This window comes from Caballeronia sordidicola (genome assembly GCF_001544455.2).
GTDB lineage: Bacteria > Pseudomonadota > Gammaproteobacteria > Burkholderiales > Burkholderiaceae > Caballeronia > Caballeronia sordidicola.
Genome location: NZ_FCOC02000019.1, coordinates 34041 through 58705, shown reverse-complemented (window position 1 = coordinate 58705; position 24665 = coordinate 34041). Strand labels below are relative to the sequence as shown.

At 60.0% G+C, this 24665-nt stretch carries 19 protein-coding genes and 6 pseudogenes; 6 read left to right on the top strand and 19 right to left on the bottom strand.

The window, feature by feature from the left end; genetic code table 11:
• Nucleotides 1-3 precede the first annotated feature (3 nt).
• The 5 genes and pseudogenes from AWB64_RS23960 to AWB64_RS23940 form a co-directional block, all read right to left on the bottom strand.
• A pseudogene (locus AWB64_RS23960) lies at nucleotides 4-1658 on the bottom strand (gamma-glutamyltransferase family protein).
• Between the two features lie 162 nt (nucleotides 1659-1820).
• Nucleotides 1821-3332, bottom strand: coding sequence for an argininosuccinate lyase (gene argH, locus AWB64_RS23955; RefSeq protein WP_060857923.1), 1512 nt, complete (start codon nucleotides 3330-3332; stop codon nucleotides 1821-1823).
• 76 nt (nucleotides 3333-3408) lie between these two features.
• Nucleotides 3409-4716, bottom strand: a complete 1308-nt coding sequence (locus AWB64_RS23950) for an MFS transporter (protein WP_063493274.1) — start codon at nucleotides 4714-4716, stop codon at nucleotides 3409-3411.
• An 11-nt stretch (nucleotides 4717-4727) separates the two neighbouring features.
• Nucleotides 4728-5912: a porin gene (locus AWB64_RS23945; RefSeq protein WP_244164189.1), complete on the bottom strand. Its 1185-nt coding sequence runs from the start codon at nucleotides 5910-5912 to the stop codon at nucleotides 4728-4730.
• 505 nt (nucleotides 5913-6417) lie between these two features.
• Nucleotides 6418-6747, bottom strand: coding sequence for a hypothetical protein (locus tag AWB64_RS23940; protein ID WP_244164188.1), 330 nt, complete (start codon nucleotides 6745-6747; stop codon nucleotides 6418-6420).
• Nucleotides 6748-7632: 885 nt separating this feature from the next.
• Here AWB64_RS23940 and AWB64_RS23935 point away from each other — a divergent pair.
• Both AWB64_RS23935 and AWB64_RS31305 read left to right on the top strand, forming a co-directional pair.
• Nucleotides 7633-7872: pseudogene (locus tag AWB64_RS23935) on the top strand (ATP-binding protein); the annotation flags it as partial.
• Between the two features lie 22 nt (nucleotides 7873-7894).
• A pseudogene (locus AWB64_RS31305) lies at nucleotides 7895-8137 on the top strand (IS3 family transposase); the annotation flags it as partial.
• 34 nt (nucleotides 8138-8171) lie between these two features.
• Here the strand turns inward: AWB64_RS31305 and AWB64_RS32370 are convergent.
• Nucleotides 8172-8636: pseudogene (locus tag AWB64_RS32370) on the bottom strand (IS3 family transposase); the annotation flags it as partial.
• Between the two features lie 81 nt (nucleotides 8637-8717).
• Here AWB64_RS32370 and AWB64_RS31420 point away from each other — a divergent pair.
• From AWB64_RS31420 to AWB64_RS31090, 3 genes and pseudogenes are all read left to right on the top strand, one after another.
• The gene (locus AWB64_RS31420; protein WP_208603310.1) at nucleotides 8718-8858 is read left to right on the top strand and encodes a hypothetical protein; all 141 of its coding nucleotides are present in this window, start codon (nucleotides 8718-8720) and stop codon (nucleotides 8856-8858) included.
• Nucleotides 8855-9403: pseudogene (locus AWB64_RS23925) on the top strand (NAD(P)/FAD-dependent oxidoreductase); the annotation flags it as partial. The gene AWB64_RS31420 and the pseudogene AWB64_RS23925, both read left to right, overlap by 4 nt.
• 62 nt (nucleotides 9404-9465) lie before the next feature.
• Nucleotides 9466-9649: pseudogene (locus AWB64_RS31090) on the top strand (IS5/IS1182 family transposase); the annotation flags it as partial.
• 3 nt (nucleotides 9650-9652) lie between these two features.
• On the opposite strand, the gene AWB64_RS23920 reads toward AWB64_RS31090, so the two are convergent.
• From AWB64_RS23920 to AWB64_RS23860, 13 genes are all read right to left on the bottom strand, one after another.
• Entirely contained in the window at nucleotides 9653-10231 is a 579-nt protein-coding gene (locus tag AWB64_RS23920) for a helix-turn-helix domain-containing protein (RefSeq protein WP_244164187.1), read from the bottom strand.
• A 214-nt stretch (nucleotides 10232-10445) separates the two neighbouring features.
• Nucleotides 10446-11213: a hypothetical protein gene (locus AWB64_RS23915; RefSeq protein ID WP_060857918.1), complete on the bottom strand. Its 768-nt coding sequence runs from the start codon at nucleotides 11211-11213 to the stop codon at nucleotides 10446-10448.
• Between the two features lie 65 nt (nucleotides 11214-11278).
• Nucleotides 11279-12610 carry an MFS transporter gene (locus tag AWB64_RS23910; protein ID WP_167353943.1) on the bottom strand — a complete coding sequence of 444 codons (1332 nt, stop codon included), beginning with the start codon at nucleotides 12608-12610 and terminating at the stop codon, nucleotides 11279-11281.
• A gap of 38 nt (nucleotides 12611-12648) precedes the next feature.
• Nucleotides 12649-14385, bottom strand: a complete 1737-nt coding sequence (locus tag AWB64_RS23905; RefSeq protein WP_060857916.1) for a gamma-glutamyltransferase family protein — start codon at nucleotides 14383-14385, stop codon at nucleotides 12649-12651.
• Between the two features lie 46 nt (nucleotides 14386-14431).
• A complete protein-coding gene (locus AWB64_RS23900; protein ID WP_060857915.1) occupies nucleotides 14432-14785 on the bottom strand; it encodes a RidA family protein in 354 nt (117 codons plus the stop codon).
• Between the two features lie 44 nt (nucleotides 14786-14829).
• Nucleotides 14830-16263 carry an FAD/NAD(P)-dependent oxidoreductase gene (locus tag AWB64_RS23895; protein ID WP_445343913.1) on the bottom strand — a complete coding sequence of 478 codons (1434 nt, stop codon included), beginning with the start codon at nucleotides 16261-16263 and terminating at the stop codon, nucleotides 14830-14832.
• Nucleotides 16264-16274: 11 nt separating this feature from the next.
• A complete protein-coding gene (locus tag AWB64_RS23890; RefSeq protein ID WP_060857967.1) occupies nucleotides 16275-16616 on the bottom strand; it encodes a (2Fe-2S)-binding protein in 342 nt (113 codons plus the stop codon).
• Entirely contained in the window at nucleotides 16606-17742 is a 1137-nt protein-coding gene (locus tag AWB64_RS23885; protein ID WP_208603309.1) for an NAD(P)/FAD-dependent oxidoreductase, read from the bottom strand. The genes AWB64_RS23890 and AWB64_RS23885 overlap by 11 nt, the downstream gene beginning before the upstream one ends.
• A 149-nt stretch (nucleotides 17743-17891) precedes the next feature.
• Nucleotides 17892-19082: a porin gene (locus AWB64_RS23880; RefSeq protein ID WP_082850613.1), complete on the bottom strand. Its 1191-nt coding sequence runs from the start codon at nucleotides 19080-19082 to the stop codon at nucleotides 17892-17894.
• A 369-nt stretch (nucleotides 19083-19451) separates the two neighbouring features.
• The gene (locus AWB64_RS23875) at nucleotides 19452-20729 is read right to left on the bottom strand and encodes an NAD(P)/FAD-dependent oxidoreductase (RefSeq protein ID WP_060857964.1); all 1278 of its coding nucleotides are present in this window, start codon (nucleotides 20727-20729) and stop codon (nucleotides 19452-19454) included.
• A gap of 45 nt (nucleotides 20730-20774) precedes the next feature.
• Nucleotides 20775-21443 (bottom strand): haloacid dehalogenase type II, encoded by a 669-nt coding sequence (locus tag AWB64_RS23870; RefSeq protein WP_060857914.1) that lies wholly within the window; start codon nucleotides 21441-21443, stop codon nucleotides 20775-20777.
• Nucleotides 21444-21500: 57 nt separating this feature from the next.
• Nucleotides 21501-22994, bottom strand: a complete 1494-nt coding sequence (locus AWB64_RS23865; RefSeq protein WP_060857913.1) for an aldehyde dehydrogenase family protein — start codon at nucleotides 22992-22994, stop codon at nucleotides 21501-21503.
• A gap of 83 nt (nucleotides 22995-23077) precedes the next feature.
• Complete coding sequence (locus tag AWB64_RS23860; RefSeq protein WP_244164185.1) at nucleotides 23078-23542, bottom strand: cupin domain-containing protein; 465 nt, start codon at nucleotides 23540-23542, stop codon at nucleotides 23078-23080.
• 221 nt (nucleotides 23543-23763) lie between these two features.
• On the opposite strand from AWB64_RS23860, the gene AWB64_RS23855 reads away from it, so the two are divergent.
• Nucleotides 23764-24630 carry a GNAT family N-acetyltransferase gene (locus tag AWB64_RS23855; RefSeq protein ID WP_082850612.1) on the top strand — a complete coding sequence of 289 codons (867 nt, stop codon included), beginning with the start codon at nucleotides 23764-23766 and terminating at the stop codon, nucleotides 24628-24630.
• Nucleotides 24631-24665: the final 35 nt, after the last annotated feature.

The following is a 24665-nucleotide window of genomic DNA, read 5'->3' as shown; positions in this document are numbered from 1 at the left end:
AAATTAAAAGCCTTCGAACCCAGCGGCCAGGCCACCGCGGCGTGAATCGCTTGCCGCCACATAGCCGCGATCCGGGTTCTCGTGATCCAACTTCCAAATATACTGACCCGAGCCGAAATCCATATACGGATCGTTGATACTCTTGATCTCGTGCCCAAGCCCTTCGAGTGCATCCGACACCCCCGGATCGAAGGTTGATTCGATATCGAGGGAGAAATCGCGGTTGACCTTCCAGCGCGACGCATCGCACGCGACCTGAAGCTGCTGGCCGTAGTCAAGCATTCGCACCACCGATTGCAGATGCCCCTGTGGCTGCATGTCGCCGCCCATCACGCCAAAGCTCATTACCGCTTCGCGCTGACCGTTGACTTGCCGGGTCAGAAACGCCGGAATGATAGTGTGGAAGGGACGCTTGCCCCCATTGAGCACGTTCGGCGACTTCGTATTCATTGAGAAACCGCAGCCGCGGTTCTGCAACGCGATGCCCATCCCCGGCACCACAACGCCCGAACCGAAGCCCATGTAGTTCGACTGTATGAAGCTGATCATCATGCCGTTCTCGTCCGCCGCCGACATTTAAATTGTGCCGCCCGACCGTGGCATGCCGAAATCGAACTTGGTCGCGCCCGTCGGGTCCATCAGCTTCGCGCGCTCCTTCAGATAGCTGTCGTCGAGCATTTGCTCGGAAGTCACCTCCATCGTCCGAGGGTCTGAAACGTAACGATACGTATCCGCGAACGCCAGCTTCATTGCCTCGATCTGCAGATGCTGAGACTCGACGGCGTCGCGCTGCACCGACGCCATATCGAACTGGTTGAGCAAACCGAGCGCGATGAGCGCGGCGATGCCCTGCCCATTCGGCGGAATCTCGTGCACGGTGTAGCCGCGATAATCCTTGCTGATGGGTTCGACCCAGTCCGGACGTAATTTGCGCAGATCGTCGACGGTCATCGCAGCACCGCACTCCCTTGAACAGGCCGCGATCCGCTCGGCGATCTCGCCTTCGTAGTAAGCACGCGGGCCGTATTCGGCAAGCAGACGCAACGTCTTTGCGTGACCCGGCAGACGCATCAACTCGCTCACGTCGGGCGCGCGGCCGTGCGGCCGTGCGGCACGAAGGTATCGGCGAAACCCGGCTGGTTCCTGAGCTCAGGGACGGCCGCGGCCCATTTGCGCTGCACTATGGTAGCGACCGCGTGACCGCGCTCTGCGATCTCGATGGCAGGCGCCATAAGATCTGCGAACGGCAGCTTTCCGAATTTCGCGTGTAGCTCTTCCCAGCCGGCAACCGCGCCTGGCACCGCAACGGTATCCCAAGCACGCTTGGGCTGAATGGCGAGGCCGTTGTTTTCGCCATACTTGCGCTTGAAGTAGTCAAGATTCCACGCAACGGGCGCAACGCCCGACGAATTCAGACCGTGTAGCTTCTTGCCGTCCCACACAAGCGCGAAGCAGTCGCTGCCCAACCCGTTCGAGACGGGCTCGACCACCGTGATCGCAGCGGCTGCGGCAATGGCGGCATCGATCGCGTTACCCCTCTTCCACAGCATGCGAAGGCCGGCCTGTGCAGCGAGCGGGTGCGAAGTGGAAACAATGTTACGGGCAAACACGGGAAGGCGCGGCGTCGAATACGGATTGGACCAGTTGAAAAAGATCATGACTTGAGGATGGGAAGATAATTTTAGCCGCAGGCCAGGAAGCCGTAAACTGGCGTGCGAAGGGCACTACCCCTGCGATACGCACGGTCGGGGCGTCCATATGAGACTGGCGATGCTCGATGCTCTTGACACACCAAGTCGACATCGTATCCCGACAGATGATCAGGAAGGGCCTACGGCGGCAAGTTTCTTAACCTCGGCATTCAGTTCGTGACGACGTTCGATCAGGCACTCCTTTTTGATTTTATGGCGTGACTTCTCGACATCAAGCCTCTCAATCGCAGCGGCGACTCGAACCTCTACATCGTCTGGACTCGGGCCCCCTGCCGAGCGGCGCGCGTGGACATTCGCAACAGGATCGAGACACTGCTCAACCTGCTTTTCTGAAAATCCTAGCGTTGCGCCCATTTGTTCCTGTGCAGCAATATCCAGCATGTGCGCACTGATGGCGTCTGCACCAAGACCTTTTTCGAGCGCGTCTTTTACTGCAGCGCCTACAACGTGATGAGCTGAGCGAAACGGCCAGTTTCTCTCAACAACAATCAGATCCGCTAATGCCGTGACCGTTGAAAAGTCCCTACTCGCCAACCGCATTGCAACTTTTTCAATAGGCGATGCTGTGCGCAGCACTAACTCAAGCAGCTTGATGCACCTGATCGCTTCATCTACAGCATCTGAAAACGACGCAGAACTTTCACGATTTGCATCCCCTGCGTGACTGAAATTTGTTCCCTTGATTGCAATCGTAGCGCTCAGTAATCCTCCAATGATATTCCCCGCCCGACCTTTCAGATACTCGAGAACAATTGGATTCTTTTTTTGCGGCATGATGCTCGAGGTTGTCGCCACGCTGTCCGGAAATTCGATGATCCCAAACTCCGCAGTCGACCAGACAAAATAATCTTGGGCTACCCTGCTCCAGAAAATAGCGAGCATGCTGAGGTCCGCCAATGTGGCTACCATGAAATCTCTCGATGCGACGGCATCCAGCGCGTTCTCAACATAGTCATCAAATCCCAGTAGTTCAGCCGTCCGCTGCCGATCAATCTCATAGATTGTGCCGGCAAATGCAGCTGCACCGAGAGGACATGAATTCATCCCGTTAAGGTTTTCGTTCAGCCGAGCTGTATCGCGCTCCAGAGCCTGAGCTACCCCTGCGAGGTAAAACCCGTAGCTAATAGGCTGAGCCGGTTGCAGATGAGTGTAGCCAGGAATGATCGAGTGAATGTGCTTCACTGATTGACGTAAGGCTGTATCTCGCAGGGCATGCAAGGCATCGATCAGTTCAAGCAGTGCCTGTCGACACTTCATCCTGTCAAGTGTCGCAAGCACATCGTTGCGACTACGTCCAGTATGCAAACGGCCGCCCACGTCATCACCAATCTTCGCCATCAGATGCGCTTCGTAGTTGAAGTACGCGTCTTCACGGGCCGCGTCTAATTCTATTGCGCTGGCGCCTTCAATTTCGATTTCCATCACCGCGGATGCTATCTGATGAGCGTGGTGGCGATTTATCAATCCCCTCTCAGCCAGCATCACTAGATGAGCTTTATTGACATCGGAGAGCGCGATAAATACCTTTGCGAAACCCTGCAGTCGAGGCTGGATAATCAAGTTCTTGACCTCTTCAGCAAGACCCTCTGTAAGCCTTGCACTCACCTTAGATTCGGACATTTTTATTGCACCATAGAAAATAGAGTTTACGCATTTCACGGTAAAACGAAACGTGTAGGCGGAGGACTCGCCAGATTCAAAACCCGGATCTCGAACCGCGTGGCAGCGTCTCAGGGAGAAGGAAGAAAGCCATGATCACCAGCAGCCCCGCGACAGCCAGATACGCAGCAATGGCGTCAATGCCGAAGTGCAAATAGAGCAACGTAGAAATAGCTGGCGTCAGTCCTCCAGCGACTGTCCCGAGCTGATAACCGAGGGATACCGCCGTGTAGCGAACCTCCGGTTTGAATAGTTCCGGGAAGTAGGCACTTGGAAGAGCGTTTCCGATCCCAGCAGAAATAGCGAGCATCAGAATGACCGCAAGACTTATGAGTAAGGTACTACCTGTTGTCACAAGAGGTAGATAGGCGGCGCCGAAAACGAGTGAGGCAATCCCCGCAAGCAATCCGACTGGCTTTCTTCCAATACGATCAGACAGCGCGCCACTCAGCGGCATGATGAAGATCGAAAGGAATGACGAGAGGCTCATCGCTGATAGATAAACCGATGGCGGAACTCCAAGGTTGTGCGTAACGTAACGAAGCCCAAAGACAGCCACGATATTGAACTGCATGGTCTCCCCGGAACGGGCTGCACAGACGAGCAGCACGCGCTTGAGATCATGTTTAAGGACTTCGGCAATCGGTAGCTTCGAAACTTTGTGGCTTTTCTCTACTTTCAGGAATTCCGGTGTTTCATCGATTCGCATCCGGATCCATAGACCGATGACTACGAGAACGATGCTGAGAAGGAAAGGCATTCGCCATCCCCAGCTGAAAAACTCGTCCTGCGGCATCGTCCTGAACAGACCAAACACAATGGTTCCGAGCATTGTGCCGGCGGCGAGACCTACCAATGTCGAACTGGAGTAAAGACCTCGTTTGTCAGCGGGACAGGTTTCACTCACCAGTAATGCTGCTCCACCATATTCACCACCTAACGCAATACCCTGCGTGATACGCAAGATGGTGAGAACGATTGGTGCGGCCACTCCAACTTGCTCAAAGGTCGGCAGCAAACCCATGATGATGGTCGCTCCGCCCATCATCATGAATGTGATGATTAGCACTGGTTTGCGTCCAAGTCGATCTCCAAAATGCCCGAATATCACCCCCCCCAACGGCCGCGCCAGGTAACCGATCGCATAGGTGAGAAGGGCGAGGAGCAAGCCCACCGTTGGACTGAAGCTGGTAAAAAAGAGCCTATTGAAAACCAGTGCGGAAGAGGCGCTGAAAACTGTGAAGTCATACCATTCGATCGTGCTCCCCGCGAAGCTCGCGAACACTACTCGTTTAAGAGACGTCGATTCTGGTTTGCCCGATGCTGCCGTGCCAGGTTGAAACATGTTTCCCCCTATCAGAAGCGTTTAGTGAGACCTGCTGTCACGACAAGCTGGGATCGCCCGGTCGAAGGCGTTACGCTCGAGATGGTTGCTACGGCCGGCTTACCAGTGGAGTCTGTGCCGCCTGCGCGTTGCCAAACTCCCACCAGATATAGACCTGTCGACTTGGAGAGGAAATAGCGCGCACCTGCATTTACTTGCGAATAGTGTGCATGCTCCCCATCTGGACCGACCATCTTCGTGTAGTTGTATGCGGCAGCAACCATAAAGCTCGGAGAGAGGTAGTACATCAAATTCAACTCCTCCGTATTGAATGTTGCCTTTCCTCGATATGCAGTTTCTTTGGGAGTCAAGCCCGTCACCGATGTTGCGCCAAGGTCGGAAAATTGGACATTGCTATAGACTGCGTCAATCATCAGCGCGCCCAGTTTGTATTGACCGCCCGCAGCAAAAATGCTTTGGATTCCAGCGTTTGCGAATCCTGCGTATGCCGGCGTGCTGCCGAGGTTAGTGGCAGTTGCGCTGCCCTTTGCAGTGTTACCAAAGAACGAATAATTCGGGTCTTTTGCCACAAGGTAAGTCGCCGCGAGGTTGACTGGACCATTGGCGTAGTTCAGCGCTGCTTGCCAGATCTGGTTTCTCGTATAGTCTCCAGCAACTCCGCCGAGAGCATAGGCTCCAGCAGCGGTCAGACCTCGCCAATCCGGTGTACGATATTTGACGGTGTTGTTCGTCCGATTTACAGCGACCAAATTGTCGATATCGCCGACATGGGCCCCATAGCCTGTGCCAGCCGCCGCCCATGAGGAACCGGAGGCAAAGCGACCTACATAGTCGTTACTTAAAGCGGTCTGTCTACCGAGCAACAACACGCCGTAGTCTCGACTCGAAAGCCCGACGTAGGCGTGCCTGCCGAAAAATGTCCCGCCTTGGCCAATGGAGCCATTCACGATTGAGAAGCCATTTTCGAGTTCGAAGACTGCAGCGAGGCCTCCCCCAAGGTCTTCTGTACCCTTCAGCCCCCACCGGTTGCCAGCACCATTGCCACTAGTCAGCGCGATCTGAGAGTGCCCGCCACTGTTCGTGTTGTAGGTAAAGCCTGCATCCACGATTCCGTAAAGCGTTACGCTACTCTGTGCGTATGCGTTGCCAGCCAAGGCTCCGAAACAGATCACCAAACAGTTGATTCGAATTTTCACGTCAGCTCCCTTTAGCCGCAGACTTCGGTTTATCTGATGAAAAGAGCAAGACCGGTGTCAGTATTGGCACCTGCCAATCCTTTCGGTAGTGAACACTTAGGGCCGCCCTTCGTGCTTACAGGCTGACCATATCCGTACAAATTTCATTCAGAAAATTCGTTTACCGCTCAGTAATATTCAGTTTTTTGCGATTTCCTTGAGAACGCCGAGACGGAGAGGCGGCTTCTCCTCGCGATGCGCGCTCGCGTTTGTCCCTTTTGGACCGATGCTTTGAGTGCGCAATTGATACCTTTGTGCGCCCAACCAAGGCATTCGTAGTAGAGCATCCGGTCGTGGATTTACCTCAATCTTGTTTGCATGCGGAGTCGACCACGATCTTGATGCCTCGCCGTCCTTGGTGCCCCTCAAAACGTCGTGCGTTTGGCCTATGGCTAGCATCCGTTTCTACGAGACGGCAGGGCCGTACTATGGTCAATTCGCGTGGAGCAGCATCCCAGATTGGAGGTCAGCGTTTGAGCGCGCTTCGGTCCACTGCAGAATCGTTGCCTACACTTTCTGGTTGACCCTCGCCGCGGATCGCCTCGAACATGAATCGCGCGGCGCGCCGATCGCGCTTCCGGCGATAACTGTCCGCCCGCAGGCAGCCCGTCAACTGTGCGGCCCACTCGTCAATAACGCTCGGACTGACACGCCTTGGATACTTCGTCTCGACAGAATCGGTCTGGTGCAGCCAGCTGCGCGCCGTGTTTCGGGGCAGGCCCGTATGCCTCTCAATCTCGCGCAGCGGAACCTTCTCACGGAAATATATCCTCCCGATCTTGGTCAATATGCCCACCGCGAACACCTCCGTAAATTCGATAAAAATTACGGCCCTACGTCAGGTAATTTCTGCGTGAACATCAATATTAAGTCGAAGTATCGACGTTGAATTCGTACTCCTATGTTTACCAAGCCGAAAAGCTGTAATTCGGATATGCGACGGCTGGGCACATTCTGGATTCGGCCGCGCCTCAACTTGCGCGGTCACAATTTGCTCAAGGCGGGAGGGCCGGCTTGCGATGGATCTGTGTGGTGACACGCTCTCCAAGTTTCTGACAATCGAAACGTCGAAGGCGAGGATTGCATGTCTCACGCGGCCACGATGAAGGGTCTCAAATTGACGATTGGTGGCTTGTCAACGTGTTGGATGCACTGGACATGGCGGCTGACAAGTCGCTGGAGGAGCATGAGCAGGCGTCAACTCCATTACCGTCGCCTGATATGCGAGTCCGAAATCAGTAGCTCAAACCCGTCAGTGCTCTTCGGAGCCTAGCGGATTTTATTTGCCTGCGGGGCGCAGGCTATACACGGCGGTGGAGTCGCTCAGCCGTTGAATTGCGATTCGACGTTCAGGACGATCCGTGCGACCGGTTGTTGTCAGCGGATTGCGGTGCGAACTTGATCTGGGCGAACGTGACGACACCAAGAGCGACGACCACTAGTACTCCAGACGCGGCTATGCGGGTAAGTAATTTCACAGGGACTTCAATCGCACTCGCCACTCGCACTGGCCAGTGCAGCGCCTTTTTGTATTCTCCACGGCTGGTTGCCAAAGCCGATACGGCTGCCGACTTCTGTTAGCTATCCTGATTATTTGACATAATGCATAATGCGTGATTGTGCTCGAGATGTTTGGACAAAGCTCGGATGAATCTCACGAGGCGGGGGTTGGTAGTAGGGCAATTACCAATTTGGCGAATGGGACAAGGTTTTCCCCGACCGGGCCATGACGGTGGCCGCCGTCGACCGGCTGGTCCATCACTCGACCATCTTTGAGCTGAACGTCGAAAGCTACCGTCGCCGTACTGCGCTGCAGCGCAAGCAGCAGGGACCGGGACGCTCGGCCAGTCGAGCGACACCAAAGAACGTGGGCGTGCCACCGACACAGGAGGATCACCACGGCATCGACCTCACCGAATGACCCGCTGTCTCATCCAGATTGTCGCGCCACAATCGGTTGGCGCGTCAGTTCGTCGATGACTAAAGACTTCGTTCTGGATGCACTTGAACAAGCACTTGATGCGCGGCGCCCAAGTGGCGATGGAACGTTGATACATCACTCCGACACAGACTCGCCAACACGGGAGTCCGTCGAGTTGGCAACGCTTGAATGGGTGGCCTGGTTCAATCATCATCGATTGATGGAACCCCTCGGCTACATCCCCGCCGAACCCGCATTAACTTAAACCAACCAGCCTCCACGATTCCCGGGGCGGTTCAGCTAGCCCAATCGATGACAGCAGTCAGATAAACGAAGCCCCGTGCCATAGGCACGTAGGTCGTGTCTAATGCGAACACCTGATTGCTGCGCTTGATTTTCCGATCGCGCAGTAGGTGCGGCCAAATCTTGTGAGCCAGATGTTTGCGGCTCAAGTTCGGCTTGCGATACAGCGCTTCGATGCCCATTTTGTGCATCAATGTACCGCCATGCTTGCGTCCGACCACTATGCCCTCTCGCTTAAGCAGGCGCATCAGCATGCGCGCGCCGGCAAAAGGATGTTCCTAGTGCAACTCGTCGATGCGGCGCATGAGCGCCAGATCCGCGCCACTGACCGGGCTCGGCGCGTAGTACTCACTGGATCGGCTGATGCCGACCAGCTTGACCCGCTAGAAAACTGGCAAAAGGTGGGCACGATCAATCATTTCTTTGCGCTCAGCAGGCCTGCCTTGCTGAGCGCGCCTTCTAAGACATGATGGCCTCCAGAGAACGCGGCGTTGACGTTCATCCGATAATTGGACGACGTTCACTGCACCACGTAGACAGTCATGGACAAGATCAAGTTTTATGTCGGGCTCGACGTGCACAAGGATTCGATTGCTGTCGCATCGGCCGCAGCCTATTCACGGGACGATCCACACTTCGTCGGCACGACACGCTATAGCGTCATTTCGCTAATCAAAGCGTGATTGGTGCGGGCGTGATCGGCACCTCGGTTGCGTTTCACCTGTCGAAGTTCGGCGCGAAGAACGTGCTGGTGCTGGACCGCGCGACAATCGTAGCCGGCACGACGTCGCAACCGTCGGGCATTCTGCGCACACATTATTCGGTGAAGGAAAATGTCGAACTGGCCCGCGAATCGTGGTCGGTTTTCAGCAACTTCGCCGCGTATCTCGGCGATGACGAAGCATCGTGTGGCCTTGTCAAGTGCGGCTATATGATCGTGGCGGCCGAAGGCGACAAGCTTGAACCGCTGCGTGCGTCGCTTGATCAGCAAAAGCAGCAAGGCATTCCGCTGGAACTGCTGGACGCACGCCAGGCGCGCGCATTGATGCCGATCGCGAATTTTAACGATGCCGCGTTGATTTGCTATGAGCCGGAAGCCGGTTTCGCGGACGCGTACCTGACCGCCACCAGCTTCGCGCGTGCGGCGCGCCGCGGCGGCGTGACGATCCGGGAAAATGTCACCGTGAACAAGCTGCTGCCGGCCCAGCCCGCCGTAGAGCACGGTCGGGATATCAAAGCAGGTAGCGGACGGCGTCCTACATGCGACTGATGTGCGATTGCTGTACCGGGTATTGGCCCAGCGCGTGCCCGCGTTGCCATCTCAAGGCGCGATGTTCTCCCAGTGACTATCGCCGCATCCGACGATGGGAACACGAACATGTACTGGAGGGCCGTGCAGCGTCGGCTCGATCGCAAGCCTGATGCAACGACCATCCGAAGAAGCACTATCGAACATGTCTTCGGTACCCTGAAACGCTTAGAAATGAGGAATCGGCGGGCGCGTGTTCATTATCCACAACACACGCGATTCGGATCCACTGCGATTGTCTATGCGATGGGCGACGACGCTGCTGAACTGGAAACTATCGCCTTGAATGAGGACCTCGCAGCGGTTTCCCACAGTCAGACGGATTTCTCCTTCCAGAACGAGCCCCGCCTTTTCGCCCGGCCCAATCAGCACTTCCTCGGAGTTCGAACCGGGCGGAAGGCTGATGATCATGAACTGCAGATCATGATGCCCATGCGGCGTCAGCAGTTCCTTGATGAGTCCGCCAGCGCTGACCGAAAACTGGGGACGCTGACTAGATCTGCGAACGAATTCGGCGATGTTCGATTCTTTCGCGTCCGATGACGATATCTCCGGCGTCGGCTCGTCCCCTTCCAACAGCGTGGTCAGCGGCACGTCGAGCGCGACGCGCAGTTGTTCGAGAATCCGGATGGAAGGATTCGCCAGACCACGCTCGATCTGGCTGATCGTGCCAATGGCGACGTCGGCGCGCTTGGCCAGTTCGCTCAAGGACAGACCCGCTCCACGCCTCAAAGCACGTAATCGCATGCCCAACGCACCGTCGTCCGATGCGCGAGAGGGCGGCGCAAAACTCATCTTCCTGGTCGATCCTAGAGAAACTTTCTTCATAAACGATACGTAAACACGAGAAATGGCCGCCACATCCGCTAGGAATTCGCAGGCAACGCCCGGAAATGGTCGAAACCCGAAGCTGCCGAATTATATCAATATATTGAAATCGCCGGTAGGCGGAACGTTGGCGTCACCGTTCGCCCGAGGCCATGCGCGCCAGCGCTTCCATTACGTCGATCCGGCGATAGGTCTCGCTCGCGACGCCGTCGCAGAGAATCGCCTCGCGGCGTTTAAGTGCCTGCGCGTTCTGCGCGGGCGTGATGTCCGCGGCACGCAGCTTCAGCCATTTGATGTAAGCCGTGTCCGTTTCCTTGAAACTTTTATCGCTAACCACCGGACGATCAAGATAGACCGGTCGAAGAACACGACCAGGATTGACCTCCGTTCGCTTTTCCATGCCGCGGATCGTTACATCGCCGTCGCGGACTCTGCCGCACGCGTGATAAGCGAAGCCCGAGGCGATGCGGTCGAGCGCGTGATCGACTTCCTTTGGACGAAACTCGGGAAGTGCCTCGGCACGATCCGGCACCGCGAGCCGTGTAATGCCACGATCATTGATCGCATCCAGCAGCTCCTTCGGATCGCCCGGCACCATCACCTCCCGACGCGCCGGCCAAAAGTCGAACGCGGCGTGTGTACCCCACGGCCTGCCGTAGTGAAACGCGTAGATCTCCGGATAAACCGTCAATTCGCCCCGTCGGCGCGGGCGGGCTTCATAGAAGGCGGTGATGAAAAACTGGATCAGATGCGACGCGCCGAGGCCACCCAATGGTTCGTCGATGACCACGCCGAGGCGGTCAAGCGCGTTCCAGCCGGGGAATAACGCATCGATCGATGCCTGCGCATGATCGATGGTCACTTCGAACATATCCGGGCGCAGCAGCGCGATGGTATGCATACCAGTTCCGATTCGAAATTTGATCGACAATCTTGCTGATTGACCAGTGCTGAGGCAAACCGCCGTCACTCATCGCCCATGTTCGCAATCGGAATAGACGATGATGCGGGATTGCGCGTGTCGAGCGTCTCCGGCAGCAACAGGTAGCAGATTAGAACCAGCAAGCCTGACCCCGCAAGATACGCGAGAATCGCATTGATGCCTAAGTACATGAAAAGCACCGTGCAAAACGCTGGCGTGAGACCACCAAACACGGTCCCCAACTGATAGCCGACCGATATTGCGGTGTAACGCACACGCACGTCGAACAACTCAGGGAAATATGCGCTCGGCAGCGAGTTGCCGATCCCCGCCGAGACGCCGATCATCGACACCACAGCGATCACGACCAATACGTTCGATCCTGCCGTCATCAGCGGAATGAAGGCGCTGCCGCACAATACCGTCGCGACTCCGGCAAGGATGCCGATAGACCGGCGCCCGAAGCGGTCGGACATCGCGCCGGCGAACGGCATCACGAAAATCTGCACGAGTCCGGAAAAACTCAGCGCCGACAGATACAGCGACGGATGCACGCCGAGGAACTTTGTCGCATAGCTGAGCGAAAAGACGGAAATCACCGTGTACTGCATCGTCTCGCCGGACCGAGCGCCGCACACCAACAACACACGTTTCAGGTCGAATCGCAACACCTGCGCAAGCGGTAGCCGCAGCACCCTGTTGACACGCGCGATCTGCTTGAACGCCGAGGTTTCGTCGACCTGCATGCGCAGCCACAGGCCGATGAACAGGAGAATCACGCTCAGCAGATACGGAACGCGCCACCCCCACTCGAGAAACTGTTCGCGCGGCAGCATCGCGAACAGACTGAACACGCCCGTGCCGAGAATGCCACCCGCCGCATTGCCGATCATCGCCGCCGACGAGAACAGCCCGCGACGATTAGGCGGACAGCTTTCAGTAACGAGCAGCGCCGCGCCGCCGTATTCGCCGCCGACCCCGATCCCCTGAACGACACGCAGCATGATCAGCGCGATCGGGGCAAATACGCCAATCGTCCCGTAACCGGGCAGACAACCGATCAGTACCGTCGCGATGCCCATCATCATGAAGCTGACAATCAGGACCGGCTTGCGGCCGATGCGATCGCCGAAATGACCGAACACGATGCCGCCGACCGGCCGCGCAATGTAGCCGATTGCGAACGTGAGCAGCGACAGCAGCAGGCCGATCAACGGGCTGAGGTTGGCGAAGAAAATCCGGTTGAACACCAACGCCGACGACGCGCTGAACAACCCGAAGTCGTACCATTCGATGGTGCTGCCAGCAAAGCTCGCCATGATCACGCGCGCAAGAGACAGTTGCTGATCATTCAGGCGTCTGAAGATTCTGGTCATGACGTTTCCCTTGGTGTTCTTCGAGCGGTAGCCCGCGCTTACCATCCCATTGCATACGCGGTGCGCCGTGGATCGGCGCCCGCAGCAAGCCGTCCATGCTCCGAACCGACGCGGATCGCGCACAGCGCACCGGCCGTCGCGATGAAATCCGGCCATTTCGTGGGGCGATGCCCTTTCGCCGAGAGCGCCTGAAATGTCGCATCGGCAATGCGTCCTTCCGCGAACAGCGCGCCCGGGTTGTAGTGATGCGGATGCTGTGTCTCGGGAAAATTAAACGTCGCTACGCGCGGCGCTTCGATCGCGCGCTGCGGGTCCATGCCGTAATCGACGACGTTGACGATCAGCTGTGTCATCGCTTGCGGCTGCACGTCGAGGCCGGGGGTGCCGAACACCATTGCGAGCTTGCCGTCTTTCAGCATCAACCCGGGGTTGGGCGTGAGGCGCGGTCGCTTGCCCGGCGCCAGCGACGACGGATGACGTGGATCGAGCCAGCTCTGATAGCCGCGCGGCGACAGCACGACGCCGACGTCCGGCACCACCGGCGTATAACGCACGCCATCGGACGGCGTCGCCGAAAAGCCGTTGCCCTCCGCGTCGACGACGCTCAGGCAGCTTGTGTCGGTGCCGAGCGGTCCGGGTTTGGGCTCTTCATGCTGCGCCATCGCCCCCGGGCTGCGTCCTTCGTACTTCCACGGATCTCCGGGCTGCGGCATTTCGTTCCATGCCGCGTTCATCAAAATGCGCCCGGCCCAATCGCGCGCGTACTCCTTGTTCAGCAAGCCGTTGATCGGTACATCGACGAAATCCGGATCGCCGTAGAACGCATGGCGATCGCTGAAGCTCGCCTTCAATGCCTCGATGATCAGGTGCAGCGACTCGGGCGAGTTGTGGCCGTACGACGCGAGATCGAAATGTTCGAGGATATTCAGCGTCTGCGGCACGACCGGCCCCTGGCACCACGGTCCGCACGCGTACACGTCGTAACCGCGATAACGGGTCTTCACAGCAGGCTCGACGGCGACGGCGAACTCGGCGAGATCGTCATAGTCGAGAAAGCCGCCCTGCTCGCGTGAGAAACGTGCCATCTTTTCGGCAATCTCGCCCTTGTAGAACAGGTCGCGTGCCGCCATGATTGCGTCGGCCCGGCCACGGCTCGACGCGGCCCGTTCGGTGTCGATGAGCGCTCGAAACGTCCTGGCGAGCGTCGGCTGCCGGATCGTGTCGCCGGGCTGGAACGGCTTGCCGTCTTCGCGCACGTATTCGCGTGACGACGGCCACTGCTGGATGTTCTGATGCACACCGACCAACATGTGCGACATGAGGGGGCTCACCGGATAACCGTCGGTCGCGAGTTCGAGCGCCGGCTCCAGCACATCGGCGACCGTCATCGTGCCGAAACGCGCCAGCGCCGTGAGCCACGCGTCGCAAGCGGACGGCACGATCGCGTTCTTCACGCCAAGCGGAATATCTCCGCCAAGCTCGTCGCGAAAGTGTTCAAGCGTCGCCTTCTTCGGCCAGCGTCCAAGCCCCGAGATCGTCACCACCTCCTGCGTCTTCGCCAGATAGATGATGATCGGCGCAACGCCGCCGAAGTTGGTCAGGTCCGGCTGCGTGACGTTAATGCAGATTCCCGCCGCGACGCCCGCGTCGATCGCGTTGCCGCCCTTGTGCAGAATCCGCATTCCCGCCTGCGCCGCGAGATAATGCCCCGCGGATACCGAAAACTTCGACGAACTGATCAGCGGCCGAAACGTCGGAGTGACATAGCTCGCCATGGTATCGTCCTCAAAAAATTAACAACGGAAGAACACGCGCGGTCGATCACACGGCCGCGGTGATCAGGATCTCGACGCGCGTATCCGGCGCGCCGAGCCCCACCGCACAGGTCGCACGCGTTGGCGCCATGCCCTGCGGCACCCAGCGTTCCCACGCCCGGTTCATGCCGGCGAAATCCTCCTGCATGTCGGCGATCCACACCTGGGCCGACAGCAGCCGCGTCTTGTCGGTGCCCACAGTCGCCAGATAGCCGTCGATTTTCTGCAGTATCTCGGCGGTCTGCTCCTCGGCATCGCTCGGACGCTTGTCGGCTGTCGTGCCCGCGACATAGACGGTATGGTTGTGCACGACAATTCTCGACAGTCGGCTGTTGGTCTGCTTACGCTCGATGTTGCTCATCACATATCCTCAGGAAAGAAACGGGGATAGACGCGACACGCACGTCAATTCCCCGCGAGTTCGCCGATCGAGACTGGTTTGATCGGCGGACGAATCCGGTAATAGCCGACCTGATCGACCGCTACGCCCCGCCGGTCGGCAATGACTTCGCTGACAGTCAATCCGCACAGGCGGCCCTGGCACGGCCCCATTCCGCAGCGGCTGAACGCCTTAGTCTGATTCGGGCCCTGCACGCCCAGCGCGACGATGCTGCGAAGCTGACCGGCCGTGACCTCTTCGCAGCGGCATACGATCACATCGTCAGCGGGAATGCGGTGTTCGCGCTTCGGGCGGTACAGCGCATCGAGGAACGGGCGGATGCGCGTCAGACGACGCAGCGCCTGCCGGACTGGCGCGGCGAGACGATCTCGTTCTGCCGCATCGATACGGCCGATGCCGCATGCGGCGGCGAGCGCGGCGAGCCGCCCCTGCTCTTCCGATGCTTGCGCACCGACGATCCGAGCGCCATCGCCCGCGATGAAGATGCCCAGGTCGGCGGCCTCGCCCCAGGCGTCGAGTTCGGGCAGCCAGCACAACTGTCCGTCGTCCCAACGATGCGGCACGCGCAGCGCCCAACTGAACTGCGTATTCGGCACGACGCCTTGATGCAACAGAATCAGATTCGATTCGATGCGCTGCGCTTTACCGTGGCTGACGAAGCACAGCGCACGGGCGACCCGGCTCACGGCTGCGCTTGCGCCGGTACCGCTGGCATCGCCGCCCTCGTCGGCCTCGATCGCCAGTTGGGCCGCGCCGGTGTAGTGCGCGACGCCCGCACGGCGGATCATGCGCAGCATCGCGAGGCCCTTGCGCACGAACGGCCAGCCCATCAGCGCACTGGACACGTGCGCGAGCGCGCGACGATAGTCGTCGGACGATGTCGTATCGACGATCGCGCGAATCGGCACACCCGCCGCAAGGTACTGCGACGCGAGCAGCAACAGCAACGGGCCGCAGCCCGCCAGCACGACCGGATCGGCCGGTACCAGGTGCGCGCTTTTCAACGCGATCTGCGCGGCGCCCGCCGACATCACGCCGGGCAAATCCCAGCCTGGAACCGGAAACGGTCGCTCCATCGCGCCCGCGCATAGCAAGATGCGGCGCGCGTTCAGCTGCCGTGATTCGCCGCTTCGCAGATAGTCGATGCGTCGGTCGCGCGACACGTTCCATACCGCCGCGCCCGGCTCGTAGCGAATCGCGTCGTGTTTCAGAGCGGCGACAAGACGCGCGCCGCCAGCGTAGTCGGGACCGAGCCGGGCACGCTGCGCATCGTCTGCCTGCGTGATCGAACGGTAGATTTGACCGCCGGGTGCGTCCTGCTCGTCGAGCACGACGACGCTCAAACCAAGCGACGCCGCCGTCGTCGCCGCCGCCATGCCCGCCGGCCCGCTGCCGACAATCGCGAGATCGAAGGTATCGACGTTCTTCGTCATATCCATAGCGGGGCCGTTCATGCGCGGTCTCCGTCGCCGTCGCCCGAATGGTCCGGTGCGCCATCTTGCCTGCGGATGCACATACCCGCGCGCACAGGCGTCATGCAGCTCTGACGATTCGGCACGCCGTCGATCTCGACGAAGCACTCGAAGCACACGCCCATCATGCAGTACGGGGCGCGCGGCATATTGCCGACGATGCTGCGCCGGAACTCGCGCACGCCCGCCTCAAGCAGTGCGGCGGCAACCGAAATACCTGCGATCACCTGCACCGGCACTCCGTCGTATTCGATCATCACCTTCGGGCAGGCCACGCCGGACAGCGGCTGGAACAAGGGCGAACGCGTATCAATGGGCATGTGCAGCACTCTCTTTTCCGGCCGCGAACCGCGCGCCGGAAAATGCATCTATGTCGGGCAGCGTCGCTTCACCCATGAGCCACGGCGTGAGCGCCAGTGCATGGGCGCCGGCGAGCGTCACGCCGCTATGGCACGTGACGAGAAACGCGCCGGGGTATCGTGTCGACTCCTCATAGATCGGATAGCCGTCGGGACTCATCACGCGCAGCGCACCCCAGGCGCGGACGAGCCGCAGCTTTGCGATAAACGGGAACTGGCGCACCGCGCTCTTCGCGATCGCCTTCAGCACGTCGGGATGCGTGGAATCGTCGAAGCCGACGTCCTCCATCGAATCGCCGATCTGGATTGAACCCTCATCGGTCTGGCGAACGAATGCGGTCGCACACGGCAACACCGGCGCAATGCGCTCGGTGACGAGAACCTGCCCGCGGTTCGGCCTGACCGGCGCATTCAGGCCGACGCGCTCGGCCAGCCGGCAATTGCCGAGCCCTGCGGCGAGCACGATCCGGTTCGCGACGAGTTCGCCAGTCTTCGTCCCCAGATGAAAGCGGCCAGCGTCGTACACGATATCGTCGACATGGGTGCCATTGCGCATCGTCACGCCGCGCCCCTGACATGCTGTATGCAGCGCACGCAGAAGTTTGAGCGGATTCACATGGCCGTCCATTGGCGAGAAAGCCGCGCCGAACACGTCAGGACCGATCTGCGGCAACCGCGCTTTCAGCGCATCGCGTTTCAGTATTTCGAACGGGTAGTCGCCGCCGATCGCCGAGCGCACCCATTCGAGTCGCTTGACGCGCTCGGCGATGTCCGCCTCCGTGAAGCATAGATGGAATGCTCCGCGCTGCTGCAACTGCACGTCCACGCCGGTTTCGGCGTAGAGGCTTTGCGCAAGCATCGGCCATAACGTGCTCGACTGCCGAGTCCACGATGCATACGGCGCGAACTGGTAACCCTTGCTCTGCACCCACACAAGGCCGAAATTGCCGCGCGCGGCGCGAAACGCGTCGTCGCCCTCGTCGAGCACGACGACACGCCTGTCACGCCGCGCCAGCCCGTATGCGAGCGAAGTGCCCACCAGTCCCCCCCCGATCACGGCGAAGTCAAAACTGTCTGCGGTACTCACTCGGGCGTCCCCGGAAGAGACACGCGGCACACGCAGTTCAGACTCATCTTCATAACGGCAATCCCTTTCATCAAAATGCTTATTGTCCCGCGCGCTCAACCAATGCACCAATTCGTTCGCATCCTCTGCCGGGATATCGTGTGCGCCATTCAGAATTTCTTCTCAATGCCCAGTACGATCACGCCTTGTGTGTTCTTGCTCGATGAAGCCGCGCCACCGATCGACGCCACGGCCGGCGCACCCGTCGAGTTCACGCCGCCCGCCCACTGATAGAAACCGAGCGCGTACAGGTCCGTGGTTTTCGACAGGAAATACAGCGCACCGAGATTCACTTGCTGATAGTTGGACGACGGACCGCCGCCAGTGACCTTCGTGTAGTTGTACGCCGTGCCGACCATCAACGTCGGCGTCACGAAATATTTGAGGTTCAGCTCGCCGGTGTTGAAGGTTGCGGTGCCACGCAACGCGGCTTCGGCCGGCGTGAGGCCCGCGATGGCCGTTTCTCCGAGCCCCTTGAACTGCACGTTGCTATAGACTGTCGCGACGGTGAACGACCCCAGCTGGTACGAGGCGCCCGCCACGATAATCTGCTGTGAGCGCGCCGTCGCATAACCGGCAAATGTCGGACTGCCGGTCATGTTGTTGCCGGTGGTACTCGACGCCACGTTGTTTCCGAAGAACGAAAAATTAGGATTTCGTGCCAATAGATAACCCGCCGCGACCTTCACGGGACCAGCCGAGTAGGCAGCGCCCACCGAATAGATCTGGTTGCGCGAGAAGTCACCCGCCACGCCACCGAAACTATAGAGACCGCTGAACGAAAAACCCGAATAGTTCCTGCTGATGTACTTGATCGAATTATTCGCACGACTCGTGCCGTCGAGATTGTCGACGTCGCCCATATGCACGCCGTAACCGACACCCGAACCGGCCCAGCTCGATCCCGACGAGAACGGCATCACATAGTCCGTTGACGGGACGGTGTGCCTGCCCATCGTCAACGTGCCGTGGGGACTCGACAGCCCGACGTACGCCTGCCGGCCAAAGAACGTGCCGCCCTGCCCGATCGCACCGGTGGCCATGCTGAAGCCGTTCTCGACATCGAAGACGGCACTCATACCGCCGCCAAGATCCTCGTTGCCGCGCAAGCCCCAACGGTTGCCCGCACCGTTTCCGCTCGACAGCGTATACCGCGCCGACCCTGATATGTTCGATGCGTACGTCAGTCCGGCATCGACGATTCCGTACAACGTGACGCTGCTTTGCGCATGCGACAGCGCACAGATCGGCAACAGCGCCAAACCCGCGAAAATCTGCTTCCGACCGACGATCAATGGCATGAGCCGCTCCCTGGAAATGCCGTTCCTGGACAGCATGAGAAATGCGACGGACGAACCGTCACGCACGGAGCCTTGCGACACGCACAATGTATGTCGTCGGCGCCAATTTCATTTTATTGAAACAAGCTGAAAATTGACTGTCAAGCGAAACCGCCGGGAATCTGAAAAACGTCGAAACCAATGGGTTCCAGGGTATTTCAGTATTCCGAATCAGCTCGCCGGATGCGCGCGATCGGACCCGGACGCTGGGCGGCGTCGATTCAGGGAAAACGACAGGAAGGAGAAGGCTATATCGGCTGCGGCCGACGGCATGGCCCATCCCGCTGCATTCGTCGTGCGACGTGCAGCGGGGCCATGCTCACACGCGCGTCAACGCAGGATGTCCTGCACGCGGTAATACGCGCCAACCAGCGGCAGAAACCATGCATGCCCGAAATGACCGGGAATTGCGGGCCAGTCGAGCACGCGCCACGGATTGCGCGTGGCGTCCCCGAGCATCACGTCGGCCATTACGCGGCCCATGTGCACCGACATCTGCACGCCATGACCGCTATAGCCCATCGAATAGAACAGCCCCTCGTGCTGCCCTGCACGCGGCAGCCGGTCTGCGGTCATGTCGACGAGGCCGCCCCAGCAATAGTCGATGCGCACGTCGGCGAGCTGAGGCAAATATTGCGCGAGCGACGCCAGCAGAATGCGCCCGCTTTTCTCGTCCGAGCGCGGATTCGACAGTGCAAAGCGCGCGCGTCCACCGAACAGCAGACGACCATCCGGCGACGGCCGAAAGTAATTGCCGATCGTGCGGCTCGTCACGTATGAGCGGCGTGTCGGCAACAGCGCGTCGAGACGCTCGCGGCCGAGCGGCTCAGTCGCGAGGATAAAACTGCCGACCGGCGCTAGACGCCGGCGAAACCATTGCAGCGGCCCTTTTTGCGACGCGCCGGTGGCGATCAGCACACGTTCGGCGCGCACGCTGCCGCGCGGGCAATGCACGTCGAACGCCGTACCGCCGAGCGGCTTGAGCGCGGTAACGGGAGTGTCCTCGAAAATGCGCGCGCCATGTCGGGCCGCCGCTTCGGCGAGCCCGACACCGAACTTGCCGATATGCATCTGCAAACCGTTGCGCTGCACGAGTCCGCCGAAGAAGCTGTCGGAAGCGATCTCGTCGCGGATGCGTTCGCGCGGCACGAGTGCCACGTCCGGATCCACGCTGCGGCGTAGTAGCTCATAAGTCTTTTCCAGCGCCGCGAAATGATGCGGCTTGGCGGCGAGCTTGATCTTGCCGCTCTCGCGCAGATCGCAGTCGATGCTCTCTTCGGCGACGACCGAACGAACCGTATCGACCGCATCCGCGAACGCACGGTAGAACGCCGCCGCGTGCTCGTTGCCGTAGCGTGCGCTCAACGCGCCGAAGTCCTGCGCGGTGCCGGTGCTGCAATGGCCGCCGTTGCGGCCCGACGCCTCGCTCGCCAGCCGCTGCGCCTCCAGCACGATCACCGACGCGCCGCGCCGCGCGAGCGCGAGTGCCGCCGACAGCCCGGTGAAGCCGCCGCCAATCACCGCAACGTCGACGCGCGCGCCGAGCGGCTCGTCGGTGCCGCTCGAAAAACGCGGCGCGGTGTCGAGCCAGTAGGATTCAAGCTTCATCGGATCGCACATTCCAGAAAGGGTTCGAAGTGTCCTGCCTGCGTTCTAGAGACCAAGCTGCGACGCAAGATCAGGAATGCCAGATACTTCGGTGACGCCGTAGTACGGATTCAATGGTTCATGCCGGCGATTGACGAACGCCTTGTGCCTGATACCCATGTCGTAGGCAGTCATCAGATCGTAGCGAAAGCTCGACGATACGTGCAGCACGTCTTCCGGATTGCAGTCGAGTTGCGCGAACATGTACTCGAACGCCTTCTGCAACGGCTTGTACGCCTGCGCCTGCTGGGCGGTATAGACGCGATAGAACGGCGCGCCGAGTTTCGCGACGTTGCTGTCGATCTGCTCGTCCGCGGCGTTCGACAGGATCACGAGCCGATACTTTTTCGCGAGCCGGGCAAGTCCCTCCGGCACGTCCGGATGCGGGCCCCATTTGGGCACCGCATCGTAAATCTTCGCCGCCGTCGCCTCGTCGTACGGCATGCCGGTACGCTCGCAGGTTCGCCGCACTGCGTTCGCCACCACATCGCGAAAGGGCTTCCACGCCCCCAGCACCTCATCGAGCCGATAGCCGCGAAAGTATTCGACGAAGCGGTCCATCTGCGCCGCGTCGAGCTTGTCGCCGTAGAGCTGTCGCGCAACATCCGCCATCCGGAAGTTGGTCAGCGTGCCGTAACAGTCGAAAGTAATGTACTTCGGCTCAAAATCGATCATGGTGAACGTTCCTGTCTGTCGTGGATATGAATGCGGGTATTGCGAAACGGGATACGGCTATAGCGCTTCAAAGTCGATCAGCACGCTCTTGTGGCGCATGCTCGCGAGCAACGCCTCGCGGCCGAGATCCTTGCCGATGCCGGACTGCCGGAAACCGCCTGTCGGAATGATCAGGTCGCCGCTGCGGCCGTAACGGTTGATCCAGACCGTGCCTGCCGCGATGCGGCGCATCGCGCGCAACGCCTGGCCGATGTCGCTCGTATGGACGCCGGCGGCAAGCCCGTAGGTGGGATGAGCGGCGAGCGCGATGCCCTCGTCTTCATCTTCGAAGGTCTGCACGGTCAGCACCGGGCCGAACACTTCCTCGCGCACCGCCGGCGTGCGTCCCGTCACATTTGCAAGCAGCGTCGGACGATGGAAATAGCCGTCGCCGGTGCCTTCGAAGAAGCCGCCGCCATAGATCACCTCGGCGCCGTCCGCGACGCTCGCCGCGATCAACGACTCGACGCGTTCGGCCTGCATGCGGCTGATGAGCGGCGAATAACGTGTGGAACTGCGCCATACCGGACCTGGCGCGATCGGCGCGAGCAGCCGTTGCAGCGCGTCCAGCAGAGGGCCAGCGACGCGCTTGTGCACGATCAGCCGCGAACCGGCCACGCATGCCTGACCGCCGTTGCTCGTGAACCCTCGCGCGATGCAATGCGCCGTATGCTCGAGATTCGTCACGTGCTCGAATACCAGTTGCGGGCTCTTACCGCCAAGCTCCAGCGTGACGGGTTTGACGCCGTGCTGCGCGGCCTCGGTCATGATGGCGACGCCGGTGCGTGTCGAACCTGTGAAACTCACCTTCGCGATGTCCGGATGACGTGTCAACGCGGCGCCGGTGGTCGCGCCGCGACCATTGACGACGTTGAAAACGCCCGGCGGCATGCCCGCCTCGATCGCCAGCTCGGCAAGACGAAGCGTCGAGAATGGCGTCATCTCCGACGGCTTCAGCACGACGGCATTGCCGGCGGCGAGCGCCGGGCCGCATTTCCACGAGCACATCGAAAGCGGAAAATTCCACGGCGTGATCGCGCCGACCACGCCGTAGGGCTCCGAAGATATGAACCCAAGACTGTCCTGGCGCGTCGCAGCAAGATCGCCGCCGAGTTTGTCAGCAAGCTCGGCGAAAAAGCGGATCGCGTCGGCGGTGAACGGCACGTCCGACGCATACGCTTCCGCGACCGGGCGCGTCGAGCTGACCGTTTCGAGTTGCGCGAGGCTCACAGCGTGCGCGTCGATCAGATCGGCCCACCGCGCGAGCACGCGTGCTCGCTCGCGTGGCGGCCGCGTGCCCCAGCCGCTCGCTTTCCATGCGCTCAACGCGTCGCTCACCGCGCGGTCGACCGTATCGGCGCAGGCATCCGGGACATAGCCCAGCGGCACGCCATCGGAGGGACGGCGAACGTCGATGTGCGTCTCGCCGCCCGGCACAAATGAGCCGCCGATGAAATGACCCTGTGGCAGGGGAACGTCGCCGGGTTCGAAATCGAGTGTCGGTGTGGACATGCTGGGCCGGATCGTTGATTGGGAAAACAGAAGATTCATTATAATGAATATTCTGCGGATTCCTAGTCAAAAAAAACGGACGATCACAGATGAATGATCGGCGGCTGCGTGTTCATGATCCACACCAGCTGCGCGACGCGATCGCTTTCATTGCGCACCCGATGTGGCGCCGTACTGCGGAACTGGAAGCTGCCGCCTGCTTCGAGATCGACTTGATGGCCATCGAGGTCCAGCACGACTGCGCCTTCGAGCACCAACCCCGCTTTCTCGCCGGCGCCGACCAGCACCTCCCGGGAGCCCGAATCGCGCAGCAACGTGATGATCATCATCTGCAGATCGCGATCGCAGTGCGGCGACAGAAGTTCCTTCAGCATGCCGGTATCGGCGACCGAGAGCACCGGCCGCCCGTGCATGCGTCGCACGAAATCATCGGCGGCGGACTCGGCGGTTGTGCCGTCCGCTTCGAACAGCGCGCTCAGCGGTACGGACAGCGCCCGGTGCAGCCGTTGGAGCGTGCTGATCGACAGATTTGCCTTGCGACGCTCCACCTAACTGACGGTGCCGACGGACAGCCGCGTGCCGATATCCGCATGGACCAGCTCGGACAGAATCGTTTGTTTCGGTGATGATCCGCGCATGACACCCCTGTAGATGAATGACGCGCGAGGAAGATCGCGCCAATTTTTCATCATTATATTGAAAACTGCTATAGTGCGACGAACCTTGCATCGCTTTCTTCCACGCGCCGCGTCAGCCATCGGAATTCAACGTGCCTCACGACCCGCTCATCTATCGTCACTTCACGCATGCCGACATCCCTGCCGCGCATCGACTTTCGGTCGCCGTGGGCTGGCCGCATCGGCTCGAAGACTGGAGCTTCGTCGCGCAAGCGGGCAGCGGCTTCGTCGCGATCGACGGCGACGCGGTGGTCGGCACCATCCTGAACTGGAAATTCGGCAGCGCGAGTGCCTCGCTCGGCATGGTGATCGTGGCGCCCGACCACCAGGGCCTCGGCATCGGCCGCCAGTTGATGCTGCTCGTGCTCGACGAGCTTGGGCCGCGCACGACGTTTCTGCACGCGACGCGCGAAGGTCAGCCGCTCTACGAGAAGCTCGGTTTCGCGGCGATGCAGAACGCGACCGATCAGCACCAGGGTACGGCCTTTCGTGCACCGGTGATGCCACTGCCGCCGGGCGAGCGGCTGCGGCCGATCGGGGCAAGCGACACGCTACGGCTCGTCGAACTCGCGTCGCGCGCGAGCGGCCTCGATCGCAGCATGCTCCTGCCGACGCTTCTCGCCAGCGCGGATGGCATCGCGCTCGATCTCGACGGCGAGTTGCTCGGCTTCGCGCTATTCCGCCGCTTCGGTCGCGGCTATGCGATCGGTCCGGTCGTGGTTATGGATTCGCCGGGCGGAGTGCGCGCCAGGGCGCTGATCAGCTATTGGCTCGCGCTTAACGAGGGTACGTTCGTGCGCATCGACGTTGGCACGGAACACGGTCTGACCGGATGGCTCGAAGGATTGGGCCTCGCGAAAGTCGATACCGTTACGCGGATGGTCCGCAAGGGGCCCGCGCCGACGCCCGTCGATCCCGCGCTCAGACAGATCGCGATCATCAATCAGGCGCTGCAGTGAATACACCGCCGCGGCAGCATGGAAAATGCGGTAGA

Bases quoted from the DNA above. Each gene is read 5' to 3' on its own strand.
- argH (WP_060857923.1), bottom strand. From the start codon at position 3,332: ATGTCCGAATCTAAGGTGAGTGCAAGGCTTACAGAGGGTCTTGCTGAA.
- AWB64_RS23950 (WP_063493274.1), bottom strand. From the start codon at position 4,716: ATGTTTCAACCTGGCACGGCAGCATCGGGCAAACCAGAATCGACGTCT.
- AWB64_RS31420 (WP_208603310.1), top strand. From the start codon at position 8,718: ATGGACAAGATCAAGTTTTATGTCGGGCTCGACGTGCACAAGGATTCG.
- AWB64_RS23920 (WP_244164187.1), bottom strand. From the start codon at position 10,231: ATGCGATTACGTGCTTTGAGGCGTGGAGCGGGTCTGTCCTTGAGCGAA.
- AWB64_RS23915 (WP_060857918.1), bottom strand. From the start codon at position 11,213: ATGCATACCATCGCGCTGCTGCGCCCGGATATGTTCGAAGTGACCATC.
- AWB64_RS23910 (WP_167353943.1), bottom strand. From the start codon at position 12,610: ATGACCAGAATCTTCAGACGCCTGAATGATCAGCAACTGTCTCTTGCG.
- AWB64_RS23905 (WP_060857916.1), bottom strand. From the start codon at position 14,385: ATGGCGAGCTATGTCACTCCGACGTTTCGGCCGCTGATCAGTTCGTCG.
- AWB64_RS23900 (WP_060857915.1), bottom strand. From the start codon at position 14,785: ATGAGCAACATCGAGCGTAAGCAGACCAACAGCCGACTGTCGAGAATT.
- AWB64_RS23895 (WP_445343913.1), bottom strand. From the start codon at position 16,263: ATGGATATGACGAAGAACGTCGATACCTTCGATCTCGCGATTGTCGGC.
- AWB64_RS23890 (WP_060857967.1), bottom strand. From the start codon at position 16,616: ATGCCCATTGATACGCGTTCGCCCTTGTTCCAGCCGCTGTCCGGCGTG.
- AWB64_RS23880 (WP_082850613.1), bottom strand. From the start codon at position 19,082: ATGCCATTGATCGTCGGTCGGAAGCAGATTTTCGCGGGTTTGGCGCTG.
- AWB64_RS23875 (WP_060857964.1), bottom strand. From the start codon at position 20,729: ATGAAGCTTGAATCCTACTGGCTCGACACCGCGCCGCGTTTTTCGAGC.
- AWB64_RS23870 (WP_060857914.1), bottom strand. From the start codon at position 21,443: ATGATCGATTTTGAGCCGAAGTACATTACTTTCGACTGTTACGGCACG.
- AWB64_RS23865 (WP_060857913.1), bottom strand. From the start codon at position 22,994: ATGTCCACACCGACACTCGATTTCGAACCCGGCGACGTTCCCCTGCCA.